The sequence below is a fragment of the Microcoleus sp. A003_D6 genome (assembly GCF_036702825.1).
Taxonomy (GTDB): domain Bacteria; phylum Cyanobacteriota; class Cyanobacteriia; order Cyanobacteriales; family Microcoleaceae; genus Microcoleus.
The window spans coordinates 19,464-43,172 of record NZ_JAUBWA010000059.1 but is presented as its reverse complement, the minus strand read 5'-3'; the positions used below and the strand labels follow the sequence as shown (position 1 = coordinate 43,172).

The window sequence follows — 23,709 nt, the reverse complement described above, 5'->3', positions numbered from 1 at the left end:
GGTCTGACCAGTTCTTTTTCAACAATTCTCTGAAAACCTCTTGACAAAAGACTTACAGCCTTAACTTGTCACCAATGGGTTTAAGGTGGCAGTTGTCAGCCTGTTGGGTAAGTTGTTGCTGTCGCGCGCTATCGCTGCTGTAGCAGCCTGTATGGAAGGTCATTTTTTCGCCTGGGGGAATGTCTTTGAGTCCCTCTTCTAAGGCGGTAGCTGCGTTACTGACTTCGTTTCGGTGCAAAAGGTTGTGAAAACCTGTTGTCTCGAATCCGAATACAAGTTGGTACTGGCTGCCTTCTGAGAGTAAATAAGCCGAAACTTCTCTACCATCTTTTTTGATGGTGACTAGACAGAGGAGGTTTTGGTAGTTTTGAAATGGCATAAGCTTGCTGTTGCCGGATTGTTGTTTGGGAGCAAGTTTTGGTTTGAGCTTGATGCGAACTTGCGAATCTTTATAGCGTTGGCGAAAGGCTAGAGGTCTGTTTTCAGGAATGGGGGGTAAATATAATAGATTGCCGTTATACCATTCGCTGCCCGGCGGGGGTCTGAATCTATCTAGGAAGAGGTGGGGTTTGTCGCCTGTGAGCAACCACCAGCTAACAATCAGCCAAAATGTCGCGCCGAAAAACGAAGGCATTCCGAGGCTGAAAAAGCCGTTGGTGAGGATGTAGGAAATAATGGCAATTATCATCCAGGGGATGAATTGTTCGGCGGGAATGATGCCGATACTGGCTTGTTTCCCAAGAATCTTGTTTACTGAAATGAAGTCTTTATCTGGGTCTTTGAGCATGGTAATAAGGGGAATGGGAAGGGTAGCAGGGCTGTTTCATTATCAAGTATTTAACTTTTAAAAGCCTTATGCCGTAAAGTCTTCAGCCGATATTTCTCAAGCAGAATATCAAAACTATTAAAAACTCCTGTTCCCTTTGCTGGCAGAGGCTTTGAAAAGACGCAAATCGGAAATTGGATAGGAGAATGAAACAGCCCTGGGGGAAGGGGAGGGAAAAGGAAAAACCTGGTTGTTAATAGCTTTTATTGCTACTATTTTGTGCTATTTTCGGATTTAAGGTAGGAAAGGGAAGGAAAAACCGACGAGAATATTATTAGCTGTTGACCGCCAGTATTCAGTATTTATATCGTCATAAAAAAGAAGGGTAAGGGTGGAATAAATTGCCTAAAATAACGTCGTTCACCATCCGCTATTTGATTATTTAGGATTTGATAAACGAGATAAGAATGTTCTACTCAAAAGTAGAAAATTTATCCTTCCTTCCCCTTCCCCTTCCCTTAGTACAATTAAGCTCCACCTCCACCGCCACCATTGCCAATGAATAGGAAAGTTATTACGTCAATGGCAATTACAATGGCAAAAGCTAAGGCAACTTGGGTGACAATTGGTCTCCAGTCATTACCTTGTTGCGCTTGGTTGTAAGCAAAAAGAGACGCGGCTGCTACTAATAAAAGAAATGCTCCGCGAATTAAGTTGAAAATCAGTTCGATGACTTCGGGATCAATGGCTTCGCCTCCCGCCGAAGAGGCTCCTTCTGCGAGCTCTTTCATAAATTCTTCTAAGCCGGAGAGGAAGACGGCGTTAGCTGGGGAATCGAGTACGGAGCATAGTGCAGTAGAGGTAATGATGGCAGTGGTAATGTGCCAAAATCGGATTTCGCAGCCGATATATCGCTCTACAATAGGAATTGCTTTGGCAACGTGCCACAAGCTCAAAAAGACAATGCTGGAACAGCCTAAAGTTACAATTAAGAGTGGGTCGCGGATGGTGAAATAGATGAGTGAGGCTAGGCAAATGCCGAGGAATGGAAGGTCGCCTAACTTAATTTTTTGTTGAGAAAGCCAGCGACTGAACAAGTGCTGCTTTCTTGAGCTTTTTGTAGGTTCTAGGTAAGTAGTCATCTTAGCTTCTCCATTTTTTTATTGCCTTAATGCCCATTAAAACAGCATCTAATGCCTGCAAAATCACCAAAAACGGTGATTTTGTACAGTGACAATAACCCCCTCCAATTGGAGGGTGCAAGTGAAATAAGTTATTTTAAATCTCCATCTGAGCATCAGTTTTTCTAGCTTCCTGCTTGTGGGAGTTCTGATTTTGCTCAAGTTGCTGTTGGGAGAGGAGATTTTCTAATGCTTCTGGTGGAATGTCGCACAGAAGTACCTCAACATTACCTTTTTGGAGACTGGCCTCAAAAACTATCTCGCTGTGAGAGTTAAAGCCTTTGACAGTACCCTTCGACTTGGATTTATCACTGAATTCGACTTCAAAGTCGAGGCGCGAGCCTTGGGAATCAATAAAGCTCACCTCTTCCTGACCGGTTCTTTGTACCATTTCAGCTAAACGTTCTTGGTTGAGAGCTTGTTGAAAAATCTTTAAGCGGTCGAGCTCTTCTTTTTCTTCAGGTTTCAGGAAGTCGTTGATCACTTTCCATTCTCCAGTTTTCCCCTGTAATGCTGAGAACAGTTCCTCACCTTCCTTAGTTTTTAAGCTAACAACATTAGAGGAGTCAAGATTCGTTACGGAAAGTTTGGCTTCTCCTAAATCAACCCCATCTTTTAATGCAAAGCCTTCCGCATTGGCTTCTTCTTCAGCTAGGCTGTAAATTTTCGCTAGGGTTGCTGCAAGTTGGGAGTCCTGAGTAAGATTTTGGGGTATCACAGTGATTTTTTTAGCAGTAGCGGTAGCGCTGCTGCTAGCTGGGATTGTTGATTCTAATGAAAGTTTTTCACCTATTTCTGTCTCGTTTTGTACGAGTTGGTCGCTGAGGGATGGAGTCGAGATGTCGGGGGGGTTTACTTTTGCCTCCGCAGCTTGAACGCCTGTCTCGCTTTGAATAGAAAGTTTGTTCTCTAAAGCTTCTATTCGCTCTTCTAGAGTATTGAGTCGCTTTTCAAGTCGGTTGAGTGCTTCATTTATTTGTACGAGTTGTTCTTCAAAACTCGCCTCTGTGTCAATCTTAATAGCAACCGTTTTTTCAGAACTGTTGTCTCTCATACTGCCGGAAATTTTATCAACTTTTCCGTGGACTTTGCTAACAGCTTTAGCTAAGAGCATACCGGGTGTTGACCCAAATTCGGCATCCGGTTCAGCTAAGATGTTTTGTTCCGGTTCTGGCTCCGGTTCAGCTACTGGTAAAGCTTCGGATTCAACGGTTGCATCTGCAATTGAATCCGCTTCAGCCAAGTTGGTAACCCGCTGCGAGAGCGAGTCAGCTCGCTGGCTTTGAGCTTTGAGCCTTTTGACAATATCGGCAACTTGGCGCTCTTTTCCAGCCCCAAGAGCAGCTTCTATAATTTGAGAAGCTGCTTTTTTCCCCATCAGAGTAGCGAGAACCGCAACTTGACCGCTCAGGCCGCTGACAGTTGTACCTTCTACCTCATTTCCAGAAATGGCTGTTCTACCACTAACTTGTACAGCAGCATCGAGGATACTATCGATGTTCTGGTCGTTGGAATTTTTGCCTTGAGGTCGCTGTGGGCTAGTTCTGCTTTTTGAAGGTGTGGCTGCTAAAGATTCCGCAGCTTCTACCGCTTCATCTGTCTGAAGTTTTCTTTTGGTTTGGGATTTGGATGATATTTCTGTCTCTTCTAAATCTTTTCGATCCGAGTTTTGAATGTGGCTTTTTGTTGGTGATTTAGCTTGAGGTTGAGGTGCTTCGATTTCCAATTCATCTAGCTCACTTAGTTCATTGCTTAGAGAGCGGTTTAAGGCTTTAGATTTAAGCGGTCTTTCTTCCGGTTCCAACTTCTGTAAGTCATCGATCCGAGGTCGGTTTTTGGTTTGAGACTTAGGTGATGGTTCGTCATCATCCTCAAATTCTATTTCATCTTTTTTAGATTTAGTATGGGATTTAGATTTCGCACGTCGTGAGGGTTGCTCATCCTCTAACTCATCTAACAAATCGTCTTTTTTTGACTGGTTTGCAGCTTTATGTTTAGACTTAGAGGAGGGTTCATCATCCTCTAACTCATCTAGTAAATCGTCTTTTTTTGACTTGCTGGCAGCTTGAGCTTTGGGCTTTGGGGAGGGTTCATCATCCAATTCATCTAGTAAATCGTCTTTTTTAGACCTGTTTTTAGTTCTAGTGGAGTCGAGTAATGCCTCAATTCCTGTTTTAGTAAATCGGTTGTCGTCCGGTTCCCCCAAGTGTTCCATCATGTACTTTCCTGTGGTAGAGCCGTACTCGGGTCGATCGCTCAAACTGAGGACGAGTCCGTTGTGCTTGACCTCCACGCTAATGCCAGGTTTGCCATCAGCTTCCGTTAGTTCTTCAATTGCATCGGCAAAATCTTCTACGCTGGTGAGTCCGTTTTCCTGGCAGTAATCTAAAGCTTTCTCGCAGCGATTTCTTAGGTAGTTGAGGATTTTCTTGCCCTCGGCTGTGTTAGGGGTGATGTAGTTTCCCTGGCTTCGGCTTCGGGATGCTGTTTTTGTAGCCATAATTTTTGTGACGGGGTGAGTGGATATTTCCCATGAAATTCGAGTAGTGTGTCTAGTGACTTCACTCGGAAGAGCGGTTTTAGGGACTGAAAACTACCCCCTCCGATTGGAGGGGGTAGGTATTTCTGATATCTGGAGCAAAAGAAGTGTCATATTATGTCCGTCAAAATACTCATAAAAGCGTAGGCTTCAATGTGTGTTGTACGAATGTCCTCAAGGAAGGTCAAAGTACCGGACATAATATAACTTCCAAATTCAGGTTAAAGTTGTGCGTCGGCAACTCTATTGTTTGAGGATGTGGCTGCTAATTCAGCCTCGACTTTTAAGAGGTATTTGAGAAAGTGAGCGCTGCTGTTTTCAGAAAGCTTTTTAATGATTTGACCTGTTTTCAAGTCAGCAGCCAAGACCGGATTATCCGCTTCATCTCTGACTAAACACCTAAGATTATTGCGATTATTGCTAATAAAAGCTGTCCAGTTTCCCACAGGGATTTTAGTTTCTCCAGTTTGGTTATATGCTTCAGAAATCGCATCTTTCAGCAATTGTGAGAGGTAGGCGGGGCTGGCAGCAATGTCTTGGGGTTGAGACGGCGGTTTATTTGGGGTAGGGGTTAGCGATACGGATTGCGATCGCCCTTGACAAGGAGTTGGCGCGACTTCTGAAAGTTCCTCAACTGATTCAATTAGTCGCACAGAGCTAGGGTTGATGTTTAAGATTAGAGCACTACCTTTAGGCGAGGGTTCAATAGTGGCCTCAAAGGTAGTGCCGATCGGCAATTTAGGTGAATTAGCAGAGAACATGGCTAATTCTTGTCCGTCAAGGAGGACAATAGGGCTGCCGTCGCGCCTCGAACCGCTACCGCTAACAGAACCCACCTCAAAAGTCAATGTTTTCTGCCTCCATTTTGGAGCGCTAAAGTCAACATCTTTCAAGTCATTGTACTTTTGCCCAATCAGTTCAGCTCTATCAAACTGAAAGGTTTGCAATTGCTGGCAAATTTCATCCGTAAACAGGTTGAGAACCAATGCTGCTTTAGGTGTTTGGTTTTGGGAATCAAGCCAAGTATAATCAGCAGGAGCTACAATGCGTGAACTGACATCTTTGGTTCGGCCCAGACCATCACGGTAGGTTAAGTCTAAACTGTCGATGTCGTTGGCATTTTCGCAAAACTTATTCTCAAGAATTCCCACCAGTTTTTCGCTGGGTTCTATTAAGGCAAAATTGACCATTGGCAGGCTCGGATGCAAAGTTGCTTCATATTTAATGCCTTTGCTGTCTAACAATTCTTTCCAATGTCCAGCTAAGTCTTTGCCAACTGGGTGTCGCTTCTTATCCCTGACAGTCTTATTGCTGCCGTCCCGTTCAAATTCCTCGAAAGGGACGCTCAGAACGTAAGTGTCTTTTGGCATTGCTTCGTGCAGTCGCTCGTACTCAGGTTCAAGGTTGAATTCAATCAGCAGTTGGCGAGAAAGTTCCTTACAAGCTTTGCGAGGAACTTCTAAGTTGGGATTTGCGGTTTCGACGTGCCACATTGCACTAGCAGCAGAAAACCTTTCTTCAGCGTTGGGAAAAGCTTCGGTCACATCGGCTCTTAAGCTCTCGTATAACTTGCTGACTGCTTCTTTAATTGCCTTAGAATCGCCGCCGCACTCCAAGTGAATTTCACCCATCCTTTCTCGATAGCGTTCCTTAATATCTTGCGCCCACCTGACATAATGTTTCTCCCATTTTTCTCGTTCATCCAAGTCGGAAGGAGACTCAAAAAGATAGCGAAATTCGTCGCGGTGGCGGCTTTTTAGACGAGTTGGTTCCCATTCGGGGTTAACAGCCTCTCTAGCAATGCAATTGATAGCGGTGCCGTCTCCTATAGGTAATGGTACGGTTTTGTAAAGCCTGGGGTCGTCTTTGTAGTCAAATAGGTAGCTTGGGTGCTGTTCTGACCACTGCTTAGCCTTGGATAGCAGGGTGGGGTGGTGGTCTTCGGTGCGAGTAGCACTTTTGGGACTGTCCACTTCAATTTGCAGGGCATCAAACAGCTTTCCAAGAAGCTGCCGCTTCTGTTGATTGAATAAACTTTCTGGCTGTCCCGGTTCTGCTGCTGATGATTGCACTCTCCCGATTAAGGTAGCCACCCAGCCGATTTTGTTTTGGGCGATCGCTACGGCAATTTGCCGCAATTTGGTATACTTGCGATCGCCATCACTATCGGTAGCTTTATTGTAGTCAACTTTCTCTCGCTTCTCAACAGCATCGTACTCATTCTCTTGATTAGCGTGCCTGGTTTCAGAGGCGATATTCGGCATTCGGGAAGCAGGCGTAATCACTAATTGGTCGCCATCAAAATCGCATTGATGATGCTGCATGGCTTGGTCAGAGCGAATAAAAACGCACCCTTTGTAATGCGTTAATTCAGGATGGCTTTTGTTGTCTACTGTGTAGCGGCGGATGTTATCTTTACTGACAATTGGGTATCGGGTAACGATAACTTCTGTGCCGTGCCGCAAGTGGGGGGCAACAATTGTACCGGGTTTGAGGTTTTCACAAGGTTGAGCCATTGCTGAACCGTGATGAATTGCTCCCTTAATTGCTAAGTCTTTCCACTTTTTAGCCAGTTGTTCTTGCATGAAATCGACGACTTTGGGAAAGTCGAGGAGTTGACCGAGTTTGTCGTTCCTCAAAATTGAAATTAGCCGGGATTCGTGGCGCTGGGCTTTTTCATCTGCTTCATCTTCTAATCCGCTGCTGTCTTCGTGAAGGCTAGATTGAAAAGCAGCTTTTTTGTCATGCTGTTCCACTAAGTATTTGGCAAGTTGCAGTCGATTGTTTTGCAAGTCAGCTAGCTTTTGGGCTTCAGCTTTAGTTGGTGTGGCGATGTCAGCCTGAATAGCTGCTTCGGAATACCAAATCGAAAATTGCCAGGAATTTTCGTATTCAGTTACTTTGGCGTTGCCTCGATTTCCTAGTATAGCTTTGGGGAATTCGTAGTCGCCACAGGGGATAAGTTCAGCTAATTGCTCTTTAGCAACTCCTTTGATAGAGGAGCGATCCATGATGATATCATAACCTAAGTCTAAGGTTAAATTAGAATCAGGCAACAGCGTTCCTTTGGCAAGAAAGCTAATTTCTGGAGTGTGGCAGTCTTCTTGTTCCCATTCCTGCATCCAGGCAAATCTGAATTGAAAAGGTCGGTTGTCATTACCTCCCAATTGTTGGGCTAGTGCCGGTGAAATTTTGCCGTGACAGTCTCCGGTTTGCCACTTATGAGCTTTCGCTTTTTCACTCTTGTCATCGCTTTGAGAATCAACAATTTTGACTCGCAAGGTTTCGCCTTCAAGGGAGCTATCTAACAATTTGGCTCCTTGGTTACAACTGCTAACTAGCAGTGAGCCGTAGCGACAGGCGTGGTCAGGTTGAGTTTTGAATACGCTCAATAGTTTGGTTGAGAGTTCTTTGTCTGCAAAGTACACATTTTTGCCTGAACTGAAAGCAACTCTTCTAGCAATGCCATCTCCGAAATCGATGTTTTTTAGAGGGTCAAAGCTGTTATCATTTGGGTCGGGTTTAACGATGGTTAGGGATGCTAATTCTTCAGGTTCAAAAAGCAGTTCAAGCAGGGAGTTACGCAGCACTTCTGATTCAGCTTGGTACCGCCCCTTTACTCTACCGTCAGTCAAGGACATATCAAAGACTGGGATTTTTAGTCCTTCCCCAGCTACCCATTCTGTGGAGCGATGTTCTGGGGTAAGTTTTCTTCTGCTCATTGATTAGCTCCTGAATCCTAGTTTTTACATTTTTAGGACTTACGCACAGTAATAGTCCAGATTTTGACAAGGTTGTTCCTTCACAAATTCCTGCTACTGAGTGATATTCACCCCCTCCAATTGGAGGGGTTTAGAAGAAAGAAGTAGCGTGTTACAATCAGGAGGAAAATCCCAATGTGGAGAAAAAAAGTGAAAGTAGTTCGCACAAGTACGGCTATGAAAAGCCAACGGGATTATTTCTCTGATAGCGATAGCGATGCACTTGCTCGCGTTGCTTTTGGAGAAGGTGAAAACAGCCAGCAATTGGGAGGTTTGAACCTCGACGCTAACGGGGTTATGAAAAGTAGAGCGTCAAACTTATTCAACGTCACCGAAGAACAAGTTGAAAACCCTCAATACTGGATTGATTTATAAGAGATACCGACCGAAATTAAGTTTTCGCTCTTACAAAACAAGCGTTTCGCATCCTAATACTATTTCTAAAAAGTCTTGCTACAATCTGCGTCGTTGGGTTTATTTCACGAAATCAACCTACTGTTGCTACTGTTGCATGACTTTTCAAAAATGGTATAATTCGGATGTGTCTAATTAGGATATGTCTAATAATTCAGGTGTCAAATCAAGGCATTTCTGACACCTAAAAAGATGGCTAACGCCGTTTTTTGGGCTGCGTTTTATCCGAAGAACGACTCTCAAGCGTCTGGTTGGCTTGAAGAGAGTGCAAATTGTTACCTGGAAGCAAGCTGTAGACAACTTTGCGCTTGCGGAAAACCCTAGTGCCATCTACAGGCATTCCTTGTTTCCAAGCGTCTGCGATCGCCTTTTTGTCGGCAGAAATTACGGTTTTGGTTTCGACTCGGCGATAGGGTTCTGGCAGTTGAGATGAGTCAATCAAAACTTCACAGGTAGGCGGATTTTCCTTAACAGTAATGCGGCGGTGTTTGCCAATAATTTCTGAAGTTAACACGCCGCACTCGTTGAAGTAGAGAACGGTTTGGTCTAACCGCTCTCTCCACCCCTGGAGTTTGTTGATAGCTCTTGAATGCAGTTCTATTAAATACTGCATCCGGGCGGTAATTCCTGCAATTTCGGCATCAATTTGGTCGGCTAAGTCGGCATGAGCATCAACAGCGAGTTCCTGGGTTTCTTGGGTTTTCCAAAGGGATTGCAGCAGTTGGTCAAGTTCTTCTGAGCTTTCTGCTGACTCTAGTTGATGCCAAAGTTGAGCCGCAGTTATTGAACTTTGAGCAAGCGTTGCTGTGGCTAAATTCATAGTTTAGTATCCTCCATTGATGCAGGTTTGATAATAATCGCGGCGTTCTTCAATTTGAGTAAGTGCAGTCATTGTTTCCGGATCTAACTTAAGAGAAACCTGTTGGTCGTTGTGAATTTGGTTAACTCGTTTAGTATGAGTTGTTTTGTGGGAGTTTGATTTGGTAACTTTTTGCATATAGTTCAAAAAGATTTTCTTAAAAATAGCGCGGCCGCGCTCTTAAAAAAAATGGGGATTTAAAGAAATGAATTATCCAATAATTTTGTACCCAAAAGTGATAAGACAGTTCTGCCACCAATATCCTTTGCCAGAGGTAACTTCTAGTTGTGCCACCTCATCCCCAATTCAAGAAACTCAACAATTCGGGCAAGCTGTTGTTTTGTCTCAGCCACCTCAACCACCTCAACCACCTGTAGTGTTACCTGTCAAGTTGCTGTGGTTAATTTGGGTGTTTTGGCTCTATGGTGCGATCGCTCTTGGGCTGTTAACTATTGCGTGGGGTTGGCTGTGGTGGGAGTTGCTGTTAGTAGTAACTGCTTATTCATGTTTGATTGGTGCTGCTTATAGTTATGTGTTCGGTTGCCGTCAAAAACTGCTATCCAGATACAAGCAGCAGGTTATTGAGTACAACCAACAAGAGATATTATCCAAAAGACAGCAGGAAGTTTCTAGTTTGAAGCTGGAAAAAAAAGGGTTGCAGACAGTTTCAAAAAGTGTCACAAATGACTTGCAGTACAGAAATAGATTCCTGAAGGAATTGATGTCACTTCGGGTTAGTTCGACAGGCATATCTCAAGCTCGGCAAGGAGTGAGTGAAGAAAAGTTTTTGCTGAGCTTGCAGCGGTATTTCGAGGGAGTTGTACAGGCGGCGGAGTTTGAAATTCCGTCATCTCGGAGGAGTTATTCAGCAGATTTTATTGTGATGCACACTCCATCTGGGATAGGAATTGATGTGGAGATTGATGAACCTTATGCTGGCAAATCTAAAAAGCCAACTCACTGCTGCGATGTTGACCGCGATCTCCGCCGCAATCAACTATTCTTAGAGTGGAATTGGATTGTGGTTAGGTTTACTGAAAAGCAGGTGGTTCAGGCTCCTTTGAGCTGCTGCAAATTCATTGCTCTGGCGATTGCGGAGGTAACGGGCGATCGCTCTTTTTTAGAGCAACTGAAAACTGAACCCGATTTGCTGAGCGTCAAACCCTGGACAACCAGAGAGGCAAGGGCTATGGCGAAAAGCAATTATCGCCTTACCTATTTACTTAAATCGAGTGCTGATTCTGTTTGCGATCGGGTTTCAAAGTTTTGATTAAGCGCACGTAATATCCGAGTTACTGACTGCGATAAATGTTTATAATTAATACAAAGGAGATAAAATAGATATGCTCTCATTTGAAGAGGGGTTCATTGAAAGTCAACAGCTCAACCAAAGACTTCTGCAAACGATTCGCTTGGTTGGGGAGTACAAGGGAAAGCAGGAGTTATTCAAGCAACAAGCCCCACAAGTTTTAGGCACTTTGCGCCAAGCTGCGGTTATTCAGAGTACCGAATCTTCTAACCGCATTGAAGGTATTACAGTGCCGCTAGAACGCATTAAGAAATTGGTAAGGGAAAAAACAACGCCGCGCGATCGTTCAGAACAAGAAATTGCGGGTTATCGGGACGTGCTAACTACAATCCACACCAGTTATACTCACATTCCTTTTAGTACAGGTGTCATTTTACAACTGCACCGCGACCTTTACCAATTTGCTGTTAATACAGGCGGGCGCTGGAAAACAGTGGATAATGAAATTAGCGCTACTTATCCTGACGGAACTAAAGTGGTGAGGTTTCAACCTACTCCCGCTTATGCTACTCCTGCGGCAATGGAACGCCTGCAAGAACGGTTTAATCGCCTCTGGGAATCGGGCGAGATAGAACCTTTATTGCTGATTCCAACTTATATTTTGGATTTCTTGTGCATTCATCCATTTTTAGATGGAAACGGGCGGATGGCAAGGTTGCTGACTTTGTTGCTGCTATACAAAGCCGGTTATGAGGTGGGGCGATTTATTAGTTTAGAACGGATTGTGGAGAGAACTAAGGAAAGCTATTATGATACGCTTTACCAATCTTCCCAAGGATGGCATGAAGGGCAGCATAACTTATTACCTTGGTGGGAGTATTTCTTGGGAGTCATGCTGCTATCAGCTTATCGGGAGTTTGAGCAGCGCGTGGGATATGTTACATCCGCAAAAGGAACGAAAACGGCGATCGTATTGGATGCAATTAACAATTTGCCTCAAGAATTTTCCATTAGAGAGTTACAAGAAAGGTGTCCGACAGTGGGCATTGATTTGATTCGCGGTTTATTGCGCCGGGAGAGAGATGCTGGACGTTTGCAATGTCGAGGGCGAGGGGTAGATGCTCGCTGGCAAAAGCAGTAGGTACATGACTTATTCACAAGCAACTGGGTGTTGAGTTGAATCATAAAACTCAACACTCAGTTGCAACTATTTATGCAAATCAGTAAGTTATAGTGCCTTTAAAATGTATACTTTAATGACCCTCAATTGTCAAATTTTCTACGCCTTGAACACCATAGACCAATACGCTTGGGTTAAGAACAATCTGACTTTTAAAATATGCCTGTATAGCCATAAATTCGTGATATAGAATTTGTTATACAGCAATACGCTTCACGCTCGACAGTCCGTCGGGAAAAAGACTTGAAAAATAGACACTCTTGTTTGCTTCGCGGGTACAGCAATGGCAAAAAAGTGTTAAGTGAACCGTAGCGTTATAGAGGGTTAAACCAAGCGTATTGCACCATAGAAAATAGACTTGCATTGCATTCCCAAGCTCTCCAATCAGGAAACGATCTGCATCGATATGCGTCGATCTGTCTTGAAGGAGCGATTAACCTATTAATCAAAAATTTATGCAATTCAAGTCTAATCTAGATGCACAACAGTTTATTAGTTAAGTGGTGCTTCTGCATCGAGTTTGTTAACCTGCTGTCGCCGGAACAATTCTTGTGAAAGTTCGGGCCACCTTTCCAGAGTGGGGTCTTTTGCGACTACCAACTGTGCTGCTTTCCTAGCTTGCTCTAGTATTGCTTGGTCGTTGATTAAATCAGCCTTGACAAGTTCTGGCAGTCCGGCCTGCTGGGTTCCTAATACCTGACCCGGCCCTCGCAATCTCAAATCTATCTCTGCTAGAAAGAAGCCGTCTTGCGAAGTTTCCATTACCTTCAGCCGCTCTTTAGAATTGTTGGATTTGGAATCGCTCACTAACAAGCAGTAAGATTGTGCCGTACTCCGCCCTACTCGGCCTCTGAGTTGGTGCAATTGTGACAGGCCAAATCGTTCCGCGTGTTCGATTAACATGACTGTGGCATTGGGGACATCAACTCCGACTTCAATAACCGTCGTGGACACAAGAATTTGAGTGTGATGGGCAATAAAGTTGGCGATTTCTGTTTCTTTCTCGGCTGAATTCATCCGGCCGTGTAGCAGCCCGATGTTGACATTGGGGAAAATATTTTCACTCAAATACCGGTGTTCCTCAATGGCGGCTTTGAGGTCAAGCTTTTGGGATTCTTCGACAAGTGGCAAAATGATGTAGGCTTGATAGCCCAGTTGAATTTGTTGTCTAATTTTTTCGTAAGCTTTGTGGCGAGTTCTACTCGTAAATAGCTGAGTTTGAATTGGCTGTCTTCCCGGTGGCAGTTCGTCCAGCAGGCTGATGTCTAAATCTCCGTGCAGTGTCAGGGCTAAAGTTCTGGGGATGGGTGTGGCTGTCATTGTCAGGATGTGAGGGCTAAGGCCTTTTTGCTGCAACTTTAGCCGCTGTTGAACTCCAAATCGATGCTGTTCGTCGATCGCCACTAAACCCAGTTTCTTAAAGCTTACCGTATTTTGAATCAGTGCGTGAGTACCGATTAGCAAGGGAAGAAGCCCCAAGTTTAATCCTTTGGCAATCTCTTGGCGGATCTTAGCTGTTGTGGAGCCTGTTAACAGCTTTACAGACAATCCCAGCGGCTCAAACCATTCACTGAGTTTGCGGTAGTGTTGGGAAGCTAACACTTCAGTCGGTGCCATTAGTGCTGTTTGATAACCGGATTGAATTGCTGCAAGGATGGCGATTGCTGCTATTACTGTTTTGCCGGCACCCACATCTCCTTGTACTAAGCGATTCATCGGAGTTGGTTTGCTCATGTCTGACAGAATTTCGCCAATGACTCTTTGCTGTGCTTTGGTAAGGGTAAAAGGCAGATTTTCGTAAAGTTTATCCAGCATTTTTCCTGTTGAGCTTAGGGAGTATCCTTGCTGTTGTTGCAAGGTATATCGGTGCTGTAACAGCCTTAATTGCAAGTAGAAGAATTCATCGAACACTAGGCGGCGGCGGGCAGATTCGAGGGTCTTGCTGTCAGGGGGAAAGTGGATATGTGCGATCGCTTTTTGGATAGCTATTAACCCAAAACGTTTGCGAAGTCCTTGTGGCAGCGGGTCTTCAATAAAACCAACACAGTCAAGTGCTGCACGAATACAATGCCGGACTAGCTCGTTAGTTATGCCTTTAGTTAAGCGGTAAACTGGTACAATAGAGGTCGTGCTGGCTTTAGCATCTTCAAAGCTAACAACTCTAACTGTTGGGTTGCTGATGGTTTTACCATAGCTATCTTGTTTGACTTTTCCTGTCACTAATACAACAGCGCCTTGTTTGTAAAGTTCGACTTGGTGGGAACGCCATAGTTGCGATTGGTAATAGTTATGGTTGTAAAAGCGAGTGCAAACTATTCTGCCAGTTTGGTCGCAGACAATCCATTTTTGTAATGTAAGTTCTGGTTTAGTGCGACAGTTGAAGATAGTGTGGTTGATAATTTTACCTGCAATTGTTACGCAATTTCCTGTTTGGCTATCAGCAATTCGAGTGCGTTTGAAGGCGAGATGTTCTTTCGGAAAATAGTAGAGTAGGTCTGCAATGGTGCGAAGACCTAGTTTTGTGAGTTTTTTAGCTTCTGGAACAGTAATTCCAGACAAATGTTGTAAGGTGAGAGTTAAATCCATCTTTTTTAGTTGAGTTGAATTGGCTGAGAGTTAGCCGCGAACGCGGCTCATCTCCAGAGAGCTAATTCATTTATCAACAAGGAGAAAAGATTTGGCTGACGTTGCTGAATTTGGGTATTAAATTTGTAGGGGAATCACCCTGTAGTTGCCCACCGCTGACGTGACGGGTAAGCACTATTATAATTACCTATAAGCCAAATAATACTTTGATTCAGCAGCGCCAAAAAACCTTTCCGGCGCAGGATTTGGGATTTATAACAAGTTAAAATAAAGAGACTTGAAGCAAAAGTTAAGACAGTTTTAGACCCAGTTATTTGAGCATAAATGAGTAAATTTAAACTCTTATTTAATTGGGTGGTAATCGGAAGAATTCAGAGCATGAGCCAAAAAACGTTCTGTGTAATACAAAGCCAATTGATTGCTAGGGCCATTAAAAACCGCATCAAAGGCGTGTTCAGCCCAAGGAATTTCGAGCAAAATAGCACGATTGCCCGTGGCGCGTAATCGTTCGTAGAGCGATCGCCCAAACTTAGCCTGCACGATATGGTCGCGACCGGCATAAACCAGTAGAGAAGGGGGAAGATTGGGTTTAACGTAATTGATAGGAGAAGCCTGACGGTAAAGCTGATTGAGTTCGTCTGGGGTTCCTCCGAGAAAGGCACGCAAGACGGCTCGAACATCGATTGCATCAGGAAAAGGTGGGTCATTGTATCCCCCAATCAGGTCATTTGGCCCGTAATAGTTCACCACTGCTCTAACTGGAAGCACGATTGAATTATAAGCAGTTAGCATTGCTAAATGGGCACCAGCAGACCTTCCCATTAGAGCAATTCTATTGAGATCGATTTCCCAATCATCGGCATGATTTTTGATGTAGGAAAGAGCGGCTTGCACGTCTTCAAGCTGAGCCGGAAACTGATATTTGGGAGCGTGGCGGTAATCAATTGCTACAACACAATAACCTTGAGCGGCCATGTAGCGACTGAATTCCTCATTGTAATCGGGATTGCCTCTGAGCCAAGCTCCACCGTAAAGCGTGATTATCTCTGGATATTTGCCAATTTGCATCGGCCGGTAAAGGTTTAGTTTCAGTGAAACTCCGTCAGGGTTGGCAAATACAATAGTACGATCGATCCTCACGTCTCTAATTGGAATTCCTCGGAACGAATCTGCGAGAATAAAGGGTTGAGGGCGTAGCTGCGCGCGATCGGATTGAGGAACGGCTGCTAAATAGTTTTCCCCTAAAACTGCTTGCATTTGGGTAGCTATGGCTGCATTGGCTGCGGGGAACTGCATCAGGGGTAGCAGGCCCAGGATGAGGGCGAACAGGTTACAAATTGACAAAATAATGTAGACTTTGCCTTGATGTCGTCTGGGCAGATTGAGCAGAAGGGCGATCGCATTGATAGCGACTAACCAAGGACTGATTTCTGGTGCACCCACCGCTAAAGGGTACAAAAACAGCGTGGGTGCTGGTACAATGACCCAAAAACTGAGCAATAGCCCGATCGCACTCAGGAACCAAGGGATAAATCGCGAGATTAAGAACGCTGCTAATAAGGGTAACTTTTTGCGGTTATTCTTGTTGATCATCGGATTTTTGCAGCCTATTTTTTAATTAGCTTAATTGATTCGGGCGGTTCCTACTAAGCGCAAGGTATGGTAGCAGCAATCTGTCAACCAGCTAGTCAGGATTTGAGAGAGAATTAAGTAGGTCAAAGATACAGAAGGATAGTTCACGCCTACACACACTTATAGGACAAAACTGTTCTGGTCAAGCAACAGTGTTGCAAACATTGCAGTATCTTAGTCTACCAAATTTGTGCAAATAGGGCAAAAGCGTTTGTGGTTCTTTTGCCTCTTGATTGTTCTCTCAAAACTTTTGTCGCAACCCAGCATTCTGCCAAAACAAATTTTATTCCGCGCTCTCGGGCTGCGCGGCAAAACTTAGCACCTCTGCCTTTTTTATGCTGATAAAGTCTTTCGTCCAAATATGATTGTCCAGCCGACATAGTGTTGAGACGGACGAGTCGGACATATCGGCTTCTAAAAGTGCAGGAGATATACATATCCTGCTATTCTGTTTGCCATTTTTTTGTTGAAATATCTGCTATTTAGTGCCGGATAGACAAGCTTGTTTATCCGGCAATATTTAATTACCACTCGATTTCTAGCTCGCAGTTGTGGCGGTTGCCATTGCTACTGCCATTGCTGCTACCATTGCTGCTACCATTGCTGCTACCATTGCTGCTACTATTGCTGTTTTCTTCAGGGAATTGGAAATTTAATTCCAGTAGCTCTTTTTCAAGGGTTGCTCTTTGAGCTTTGGCTTTTTTGTCTCGCATAAGTCGCAAAGCGTGGATTATTTGACCGATTGTCTGATAGCTTGTTTCTTTGAAATTGAGTACAATCGTCATTTCGTTGCCCATGATGTACAGTTCGTTTTCTGTTGGCTGGACGAAAGTTGAATTATTGAGGTAACAGGTGTAGGTTTGTGACAGTTCCATTTTTTTTATCCAATGCTTTATTTTGGGGCGCGACAGCGCTAATTAATTTGTTTATTTTTTGTAAGCTTTAGTAATAAAAAACGTAGAAATAATTTATTTTTACCAAGGTCGCATCACAAAGTGTTTGAGCTAGCGCAGTCTTCATTGACTTCGTAATTAAGCATATAAAGATAGTAAATATTGTGATACATTAGTGAATTTATTGGTACAAACATCAACAGATTAGATCAAAAATAGTGATTGATTTTATCAAAATAAGCACGTTGTTTAAATCCTAGATAAATTTAAGGTGGCAACAATTAATCCAGTTCAATATTTGGAATTTGCTGTTTATGCTGTTGGTTATTTTGTCTATGACTTCGCTGCTCTTGCTCACTTAATTGTATCCAGATATCATTCCAGCTTGACTGTGGACTGATAATTTCTGCATTTGGCAGCAGCGCGAGCGCATTTTGAGCGAGATGAGAATCTTCTGCAAGTGCTATAATAACGCTATCAAGTTCTTGTAAAAATTGTGTAGGCAATTGTGAAGCTCGTTCAATTCCTATGTAAATTGTGGCGAGTTCTGTTGCAGAGTTATTCTGATTATTTTCTAGTTCAATCAGCAAAATTGAAAGTGCTTCTATTGGGTTACAGGTAATCACAGCTCTCTCAATTTCTCCGGTAGTGGCTACCCAGAAAGCTGCTTCAGATGGCAGGGTATGCCTTGTAGTCCAGTTACCTCTTTCATCAAGAATAAAAGCTTCCGAGGCTTCCCCATCAAGCGTTCGTCCCGTAAAGACGGCATTTTCTGAGTCAGCATACAGCCAAGAATGAGAGTGCAATTTTTCGAGCAATTCTAAAGGTAAACTGTACTCGGTGGCTAGATGCGATCGCACTCTTGTCCACTGATTTTCATTCCTTTCAGGCAGCATTGACCGTTGTAACTCTAATTTATTTGCTGTAGCAGGAGTTGTAAGTGCGGTTGCTGCTAGCTCAGATAATGGCGACTCTAATTTAATTGCTGTTGTTGCAGGAGTTAGAGGTGCGGTTGCTGCTGGCTCAGATGGTGGTGACTCTAACTCATTTGCTGTAGCAGGAGTTAGAGGTGCGGTTTCTGTTAGCTCAGATTGTGGCGACTCTAACTCATTCGCTGTAGCAGGAGTTGTAAGTGCAGTTTCTGTTAGCTCAGATTGTGGCGGTTCTAACTCATTTGCTGTAGCAGGAGTTGTAAGTGCAGTTTCTGTTAGCTCAGATGGTGACAACTCTAACTCATACTCCTTAGCCTCGCTGGGGGTAATAGCTAAGTGTTGTGGCTGCATTAAAGCTTCAATTAGGGCGTTATCTCGCTGTTGGTCATAACTAATACCTCGATGCTTCTGCAATCCCGAAAAACTGTAGGCTTTACCCAACTGAGAGCCACTTAAAGCAACCCCATCTAAATTGTAAGAAATGCCTTTACTGAACCCATTTCGAGTCAGTCCGACTTGTACCTCTACGCCTTGTTGCTGCAACCGTTCAACGAATTGTGGCATACTTGGGTTGTCTTGGGTGACTTCATCAATTAGGTCTTGCAATTGCACCCTGACACTCTTGTCTCCCTTGCTTTTTAATTGCCTGTGTTCTCCTGTAGTCTGAGCTCGCTTGTCTGTTTCCCAACTGGGTGTAACAGTTTCCAGGTTGTAGTTTTGTTCCAACTGGCGAATAGTTTCTTGGCTTCTGTAATAGTCCCAGCTATCGTCCACAACACCTCCATCTAGGCGAATGCGACTGGCGACGATGTGAACGTGGTCATGGTCTGTATCGCTGTGCTTGACAACTGTATACTGGCTGTTGTCAAAGTTCATCGCTTTCATGTAGTTGGCTGCGATCGCCAGCCAGCGCTGGTCATTTTCTTCAGAATTTTCGAGTTTTTCGGTGCTTGCGACAGATAAGGAGGCGTGAAAAACTGCTACTTTCAGGTTCGGTCTTAGTTGTCGGGCGATGGCAAATTCAGCAGCAAGTTCTTCAGGAGTTTGTCCGCACATAGTACCGCCAATTAGAGCGGCGTCTTTTTTGCCCAGCACGTAGTTTAGACAGCCCCTAAAGCCTGTACCTTTAATTTGTTTGCCAATCATAACGGAAAAGGTGTCAGTTTCACAGCATCGATTGCTTAGGCGGTAAAGCCCAGGCTTGTTAATAGTTAGCGTACTGTAGATTTGGCGAGGTTTGCAACTATTGCTTTAATTGTAGCTTGGTTCTCTCGAATGAGTTGCTGTACTCTTTCTAAGAGTCCTGTATTGACAACAACGGGTTCTCCCAATGCCACAGCACTATTGCAAGCTTTAGCCATCTGATTAATATTGTTTCCGGCAATTCTCAATTGAGCATCAATCTTGCATAACACTTGATAAGCTTTTAAGTCAAATGCAGCTAGAGGGCGCGGCATGGTTCTTCTCAAAGCTGCACGGCGCATGAAGTCGCTCATGCTCAAATTGACTTGCTCTGCTCTTGCTTTAATTTGATTGTAGTCAGAGTCAGTTAGGCGAATGTGAATATGGTTGGATAGCAGCTCTCTGGGTCTGACTTCCGGTAAAGTTTTCATAGTTTTTAATCAGTAAAAACCTTTTGCCAAGATACAAGTTAACAACTGTAATTAACAACCGCTAGTCAGGTGATTTTATCCCCCCCAATTGGAGAGGGCTATTAGAGGGTTTATCAAGGTAGAGATTGACCCCTACGCAACTCTAAGTTAATTTAAATTTTGTGTATAAATTATAGCGAGTGAGGCGAACGCACTGGAAAGACGATTAAACGTCTGACAGCGAGGGCTGGTTAACAAGAGAGCAAGCAATGCGATCGATCGCTACCCAGGTTCGATGGAAAAGTTGCGGCAATTGATGTCTGTGCTGCCACAAAAGCCGCCACAACAGCAGGAGCAATGTGAGCAATCGGCCCAGCCGAATATTGGGTAAAAATTAAGCCCCTTGGCACCTAGGATGCCCCATTCATAAAGGTGCATTATTTTTTGTCGGGACGAATTAGTCAGAGTTTGCGATCGCAAAAACATTGCTTGCTACCGAGAGAGAACTGCCATAACCAGTCTCAACAAGCAAAGGCAGTCCCTGCACAAAAAAGCAGTAAAGGGACAGGAAAATGCAGACGAAAAGCAGGATATGTTCGGGTAAAAACAGGTAGAGTGCAGTTCCTGCAAATGCCTGGATTCTCACGCTCTTTTGTACAGCAACTACCTGACTTTATACTGTAAATGCCTGTGTTGCGAGCGATCGCTATCTACAGTCGATGGCGTGTTGGCAACGGTAAAAGTCAACGCATACTCCGCGCTTCGAGCGCTCGACCTTCGTAATTAACATCGGACGAGCGTCCGATGTTTGAAATAAAGAAAAGTTGTTTCTTTTCTTCTACCGCAAGTTATTCTCATTTGTGAGAGGCCGAATAACCGAATAATTACGAAGGTCGGATGAAGGAGTACGAATAATTCGCTCCCTCGGCTTTAATGCAATCTTGTGCTCGAAGTTCCGTGACCTCCTACGCACTCGGTTGACAGCAGTCGTTCCCTCACGACCGCTTGGTTGACAGCAGTTGATCGACTTTCAGTTATCAATGGTCGTTATAGTTCTCCACCTTATTAATACAGACAGTAATCTCTCTTCATGGGGTGGATTATTTTTATATCTGAAATATAAAGTCGCCGTTTGCGATCGCAAAACCATTGCTTGCTATCGATTGAGAACAGCCATAACCAGTCCCAACAGACCAATGCACGAACAGCACAAAAAAGCAGCAATTTTACCGAAAAAGTCAGGCATTTGCAGGAAATTTTCCGGTAAATACAGGTAAAGTGCAGCCCCGGCAAATACCTGCTTTCCGCCTGACTTTATACTGCAAACCCCTGACTTTATACTGCAAATGCCTGACTTTAGCTGACGCAACAATTAGCTAATTTTTTAGCGTTTTTAACAAAGACTGGATTGATTTAATAATCAAGTTACGATACCTGAGTTGAATAAAAAATCAATTTAAGCAAGTGCGAAAAAATTGGTAATACAGTAGCCGTTATCTAAATTGAATAAAAAATCAAATAAGGAGTATGAGAAAATTGGCAACAAAGTAGCCGTTATGTCAGCCTTGGCAGTTGCATAAATTGCTGGTGTCGGGTCCGCGCTTTGCAATCGGCTGAACTGTTGGTATGAAGGCAGCTTAAGAGCAGACCATCTAAGGTGTTTTAAGGGCGAGAGCGTCTGTGATCGTTGCAACGTCGGTCAAGGAAATCAAATTTCCCCGCCTATCCATTTATAGAAATAGTAATTTCTTATTCCCTATCGCTTTACCGGGGAATCAACCATGAGCAATCAGACTGCCCAACAAGCCGATCGCTCATGGTTTCTCCGTGGTCAGCAAGGGAAAATCAAAGAGCGGCAGACCTAGGAAAACTTTCGGCAATATGCGTTTTTATGCGTTTTTATGCGTTTTTATGAGATCGCCCCTCACCTTTTAGCTGATTAAACTCTTCAAATTGCGTCTCGCCAACTATCGCCACAATATCGACCGATGCAAGAAAGGCCCGCGTCGATTGCCGCCACAAAATCCTCCTCAATAGCTGAAGCTACGGCGCCAGATTGGTAGCCGATCACCTGTTTGATTCTATGAGCTCCGTCATGGGCGATCGAGCTGTCGCTCAAGCCGATCGCTCGCTACCCAAGTGCGATGGGAGGAATTGATGCCAGTGCTGCTATGAAGTTGTCACAACAACAGGAGCAATGTGAGCAGCCGGCACAGTCGAAGAGCGGGTAAAAATCAAGCTACTTAACACCTATGATTCCCCATTCATAAGGGTGCAGTATTTTTCGTCAGCACAGATTAGTCATGGTTTGCGATCGCAAAAACATTGCTTGCTACCGAGAGAGAACAGCCATAACCAGTCCCAACAAATGAAGGCACGAACAGCACAAAAAAGCAGTAATTTGACCGAAAAAGTCAGGCATTTGCAGGATATTTGCAGGATATTTGCAGGTAAAGTGCAGCCCCTGCAAATACCTGCAAACCCCTGATTTTATACTGCAAACGCCTGACTTTATACTGCACTTGCCTGACTTTAGCGCTCCGCAACAATTAGCTAATTTTTTAGCGTTTTTAACAAAATCAGAATTGATTTAATAGTCAACTTACGGCATCTAAATTGAATTAAAAATCAAGTTGAGCAAGTGTGAGAAAAGTGGCAGGCAGCTAAAATTTTAGAAGCGATTTTGTAGCATAGCAGCCGTTATGCAAGCAATAAAGTTGAGGCTGGGCTGTCTGGTTTTTGCGCTCTGTTGAGGCTGAAAACGAGTGTAAGGCTGACCTCGATAAGAAGGCAAAATGTTGTGGTCTGGCTAACCTGACAATCAATCGACTAAAATGTTAGAGTCTGGCAGAGCTTGACAGTCGGGTAAAAATTTACCCCCTGACCACGAGAGTCCTTGGGTTTTTAGGGAGTGCCGGCGATAGCCGGATGCACTGCAAGGTTTGCTAGATTGAGAATCCACAATTCTTGTGCGGGAAAGCCAAATTTAGCTGCATCAAGATTGGGAATGCTGCCTGACGAACTCTACTGATAAACCCAGAGCTTCTCCCACTTGCTCTGCATTCAATCCCATTCCCAACAGCCGAGGAATTGCATCAAAAAGTGCTTGTTGGGTTCTAGAGGCTCGTTCTGCACCTGTCAGCAGCACATTGCCCTCGTTGTCCCACCACCGCAGCCATAGCATTGTCTGGTTTTGATAGCTGTCCTGCACCAGTCCTACACAATTTCCTAAAGTTGTAGGAACCTGAGCTCGATAGACTATGCAATATCCGACTTTTCCGACTTTACGATCCGACTTTTCGGACTTACAAAGGCAGGGGAGAGGCTGTATTATAGAGATAAGATGCCGTCTCAAAGCCTGTGGAAGTAATGAATAGACTTTCATAGCTTCTGAACGATACGGTGATAATCAGGGTTTAACGCTACAAAAGGGACTTCTACTTAATTACTACCAGATTTTTCACAGTGGGCGCGATCGCACGTCGAGCGTGAAATTACGGCTATTTTTTTGCTTGTAATTTACAGAATACTGCGTACATTATTGTTATCTCAGTAAATTCATGGACGACTGGATATCAGGATGTATACCTGATCTCAAGAATCATTTGCTCTCAAAGTAAATGTAAATTTTGACATTTCTTCTCCACATTCCCTAAGTTACAAGAAACTTCTTAATTTTCCTTGACAGGCATCTATTTTTCTATTTATATTAAATAAGTTGAGAGAAATGGCTAATAGATAAGCTGATGAGTACGATTAACCAAAAGATTAAATTAAATCTACAGGGGTGGCTCGAAAAATCAGATTATTAGTGTTACCAAGGTATTCAAGAGCGGACGTATGGGTGCAATAGCAGCGTCCGGCAAGAAATTTCGTACTGAGCCAACTTTTTCAAAGGTGGTGACAGATATAGGAGGAAAGGGGTGCAGTTAGCTGTCTTGCAAGTCAAAGGAAGCGATCGGTTAACACAACAGCAATATAGCAATACCACCAACTCGGGATGTTGAACCCTATATTGAAGAACTAATTCAGGTATGGAATAAGTTACGGATAGAGAAAGAAGCTTGAAGCATAGCTTGAAGCATAGCTCCGGTTGCAATTGTAGCCGAGCGAGCGCACATAGGT

Annotated in this window: 18 protein-coding genes; 3 read left to right on the top strand and 15 right to left on the bottom strand. The window is 43.9% G+C overall.

Features of this window, described 5'->3' with window-relative positions; all coding sequences use genetic code 11:
* Window positions 1-52: 52 nt before the first annotated feature.
* From QUB70_RS17600 to QUB70_RS17585, 4 genes are all read right to left on the bottom strand, one after another.
* Window positions 53-787 carry a hypothetical protein gene (locus QUB70_RS17600; RefSeq protein WP_332982258.1) on the bottom strand — a complete coding sequence of 245 codons (735 nt, stop codon included), beginning with the start codon at window positions 785-787 and terminating at the stop codon, window positions 53-55.
* Between the two features lie 506 nt (window positions 788-1,293).
* Window positions 1,294-1,908 carry a hypothetical protein gene (locus QUB70_RS17595; protein WP_332982256.1) on the bottom strand — a complete coding sequence of 205 codons (615 nt, stop codon included), beginning with the start codon at window positions 1,906-1,908 and terminating at the stop codon, window positions 1,294-1,296.
* Between the two features lie 136 nt (window positions 1,909-2,044).
* Complete coding sequence (locus QUB70_RS17590; protein WP_332982255.1) at window positions 2,045-4,447, bottom strand: hypothetical protein; 2,403 nt, start codon at window positions 4,445-4,447, stop codon at window positions 2,045-2,047.
* Window positions 4,448-4,707: 260 nt separating this feature from the next.
* Complete coding sequence (locus QUB70_RS17585) at window positions 4,708-8,208, bottom strand: hypothetical protein (RefSeq protein ID WP_332982253.1); 3,501 nt, start codon at window positions 8,206-8,208, stop codon at window positions 4,708-4,710.
* Between the two features lie 174 nt (window positions 8,209-8,382).
* Between QUB70_RS17585 and QUB70_RS17580 the strand changes: the two genes are divergently transcribed.
* The gene (locus QUB70_RS17580) at window positions 8,383-8,622 is read left to right on the top strand and encodes a hypothetical protein (RefSeq protein WP_332982251.1); all 240 of its coding nucleotides are present in this window, start codon (window positions 8,383-8,385) and stop codon (window positions 8,620-8,622) included.
* 235 nt (window positions 8,623-8,857) lie between these two features.
* Here the strand turns inward: QUB70_RS17580 and QUB70_RS17575 are convergent, their stop codons facing one another.
* Window positions 8,858-9,481: a siphovirus Gp157 family protein gene (locus tag QUB70_RS17575; protein ID WP_332982249.1), complete on the bottom strand. Its 624-nt coding sequence runs from the start codon at window positions 9,479-9,481 to the stop codon at window positions 8,858-8,860.
* 3 nt (window positions 9,482-9,484) lie between these two features.
* The gene (locus QUB70_RS17570) at window positions 9,485-9,658 is read right to left on the bottom strand and encodes a hypothetical protein (protein ID WP_332982248.1); all 174 of its coding nucleotides are present in this window, start codon (window positions 9,656-9,658) and stop codon (window positions 9,485-9,487) included.
* Between the two features lie 67 nt (window positions 9,659-9,725).
* Between QUB70_RS17570 and QUB70_RS17565 the strand changes: the two genes are divergently transcribed.
* Both QUB70_RS17565 and QUB70_RS17560 read left to right on the top strand, forming a co-directional pair.
* Window positions 9,726-10,790, top strand: coding sequence for a hypothetical protein (locus tag QUB70_RS17565; RefSeq protein WP_332982246.1), 1,065 nt, complete (start codon window positions 9,726-9,728; stop codon window positions 10,788-10,790).
* Between the two features lie 73 nt (window positions 10,791-10,863).
* Window positions 10,864-11,910, top strand: coding sequence for a Fic family protein (locus tag QUB70_RS17560; protein WP_332982245.1), 1,047 nt, complete (start codon window positions 10,864-10,866; stop codon window positions 11,908-11,910).
* Between the two features lie 531 nt (window positions 11,911-12,441).
* Here the strand turns inward: QUB70_RS17560 and recG are convergent.
* The 9 genes from recG to QUB70_RS17515 all read right to left on the bottom strand — a co-directional run bounded on the left by recG (window position 12,442) and on the right by QUB70_RS17515 (window position 22,795).
* Window positions 12,442-14,535, bottom strand: coding sequence for an ATP-dependent DNA helicase RecG (gene recG, locus QUB70_RS17555; protein ID WP_332982243.1), 2,094 nt, complete (start codon window positions 14,533-14,535; stop codon window positions 12,442-12,444).
* 342 nt (window positions 14,536-14,877) lie between these two features.
* Complete coding sequence (locus QUB70_RS17550) at window positions 14,878-16,128, bottom strand: alpha/beta hydrolase (RefSeq protein WP_332982241.1); 1,251 nt, start codon at window positions 16,126-16,128, stop codon at window positions 14,878-14,880.
* Between the two features lie 563 nt (window positions 16,129-16,691).
* The gene (locus tag QUB70_RS17545) at window positions 16,692-17,042 is read right to left on the bottom strand and encodes a hypothetical protein (protein ID WP_332982238.1); all 351 of its coding nucleotides are present in this window, start codon (window positions 17,040-17,042) and stop codon (window positions 16,692-16,694) included.
* A gap of 299 nt (window positions 17,043-17,341) precedes the next feature.
* Window positions 17,342-19,138, bottom strand: a complete 1,797-nt coding sequence (locus QUB70_RS17540; protein WP_332982236.1) for a relaxase/mobilization nuclease domain-containing protein — start codon at window positions 19,136-19,138, stop codon at window positions 17,342-17,344.
* Window positions 19,139-19,203: 65 nt separating this feature from the next.
* Complete coding sequence (locus QUB70_RS17535; RefSeq protein WP_332982235.1) at window positions 19,204-19,605, bottom strand: plasmid mobilization protein; 402 nt, start codon at window positions 19,603-19,605, stop codon at window positions 19,204-19,206.
* A gap of 230 nt (window positions 19,606-19,835) precedes the next feature.
* Entirely contained in the window at window positions 19,836-19,994 is a 159-nt protein-coding gene (locus QUB70_RS17530; RefSeq protein WP_332982234.1) for a hypothetical protein, read from the bottom strand.
* A gap of 47 nt (window positions 19,995-20,041) precedes the next feature.
* Window positions 20,042-20,230: a hypothetical protein gene (locus tag QUB70_RS17525; RefSeq protein WP_332982233.1), complete on the bottom strand. Its 189-nt coding sequence runs from the start codon at window positions 20,228-20,230 to the stop codon at window positions 20,042-20,044.
* A 1,302-nt stretch (window positions 20,231-21,532) separates the two neighbouring features.
* Window positions 21,533-21,703, bottom strand: coding sequence for a hypothetical protein (locus QUB70_RS17520; RefSeq protein WP_332982232.1), 171 nt, complete (start codon window positions 21,701-21,703; stop codon window positions 21,533-21,535).
* Window positions 21,704-22,579: 876 nt separating this feature from the next.
* Window positions 22,580-22,795: a hypothetical protein gene (locus tag QUB70_RS17515; protein ID WP_332982230.1), complete on the bottom strand. Its 216-nt coding sequence runs from the start codon at window positions 22,793-22,795 to the stop codon at window positions 22,580-22,582.
* Window positions 22,796-23,709: the final 914 nt, after the last annotated feature.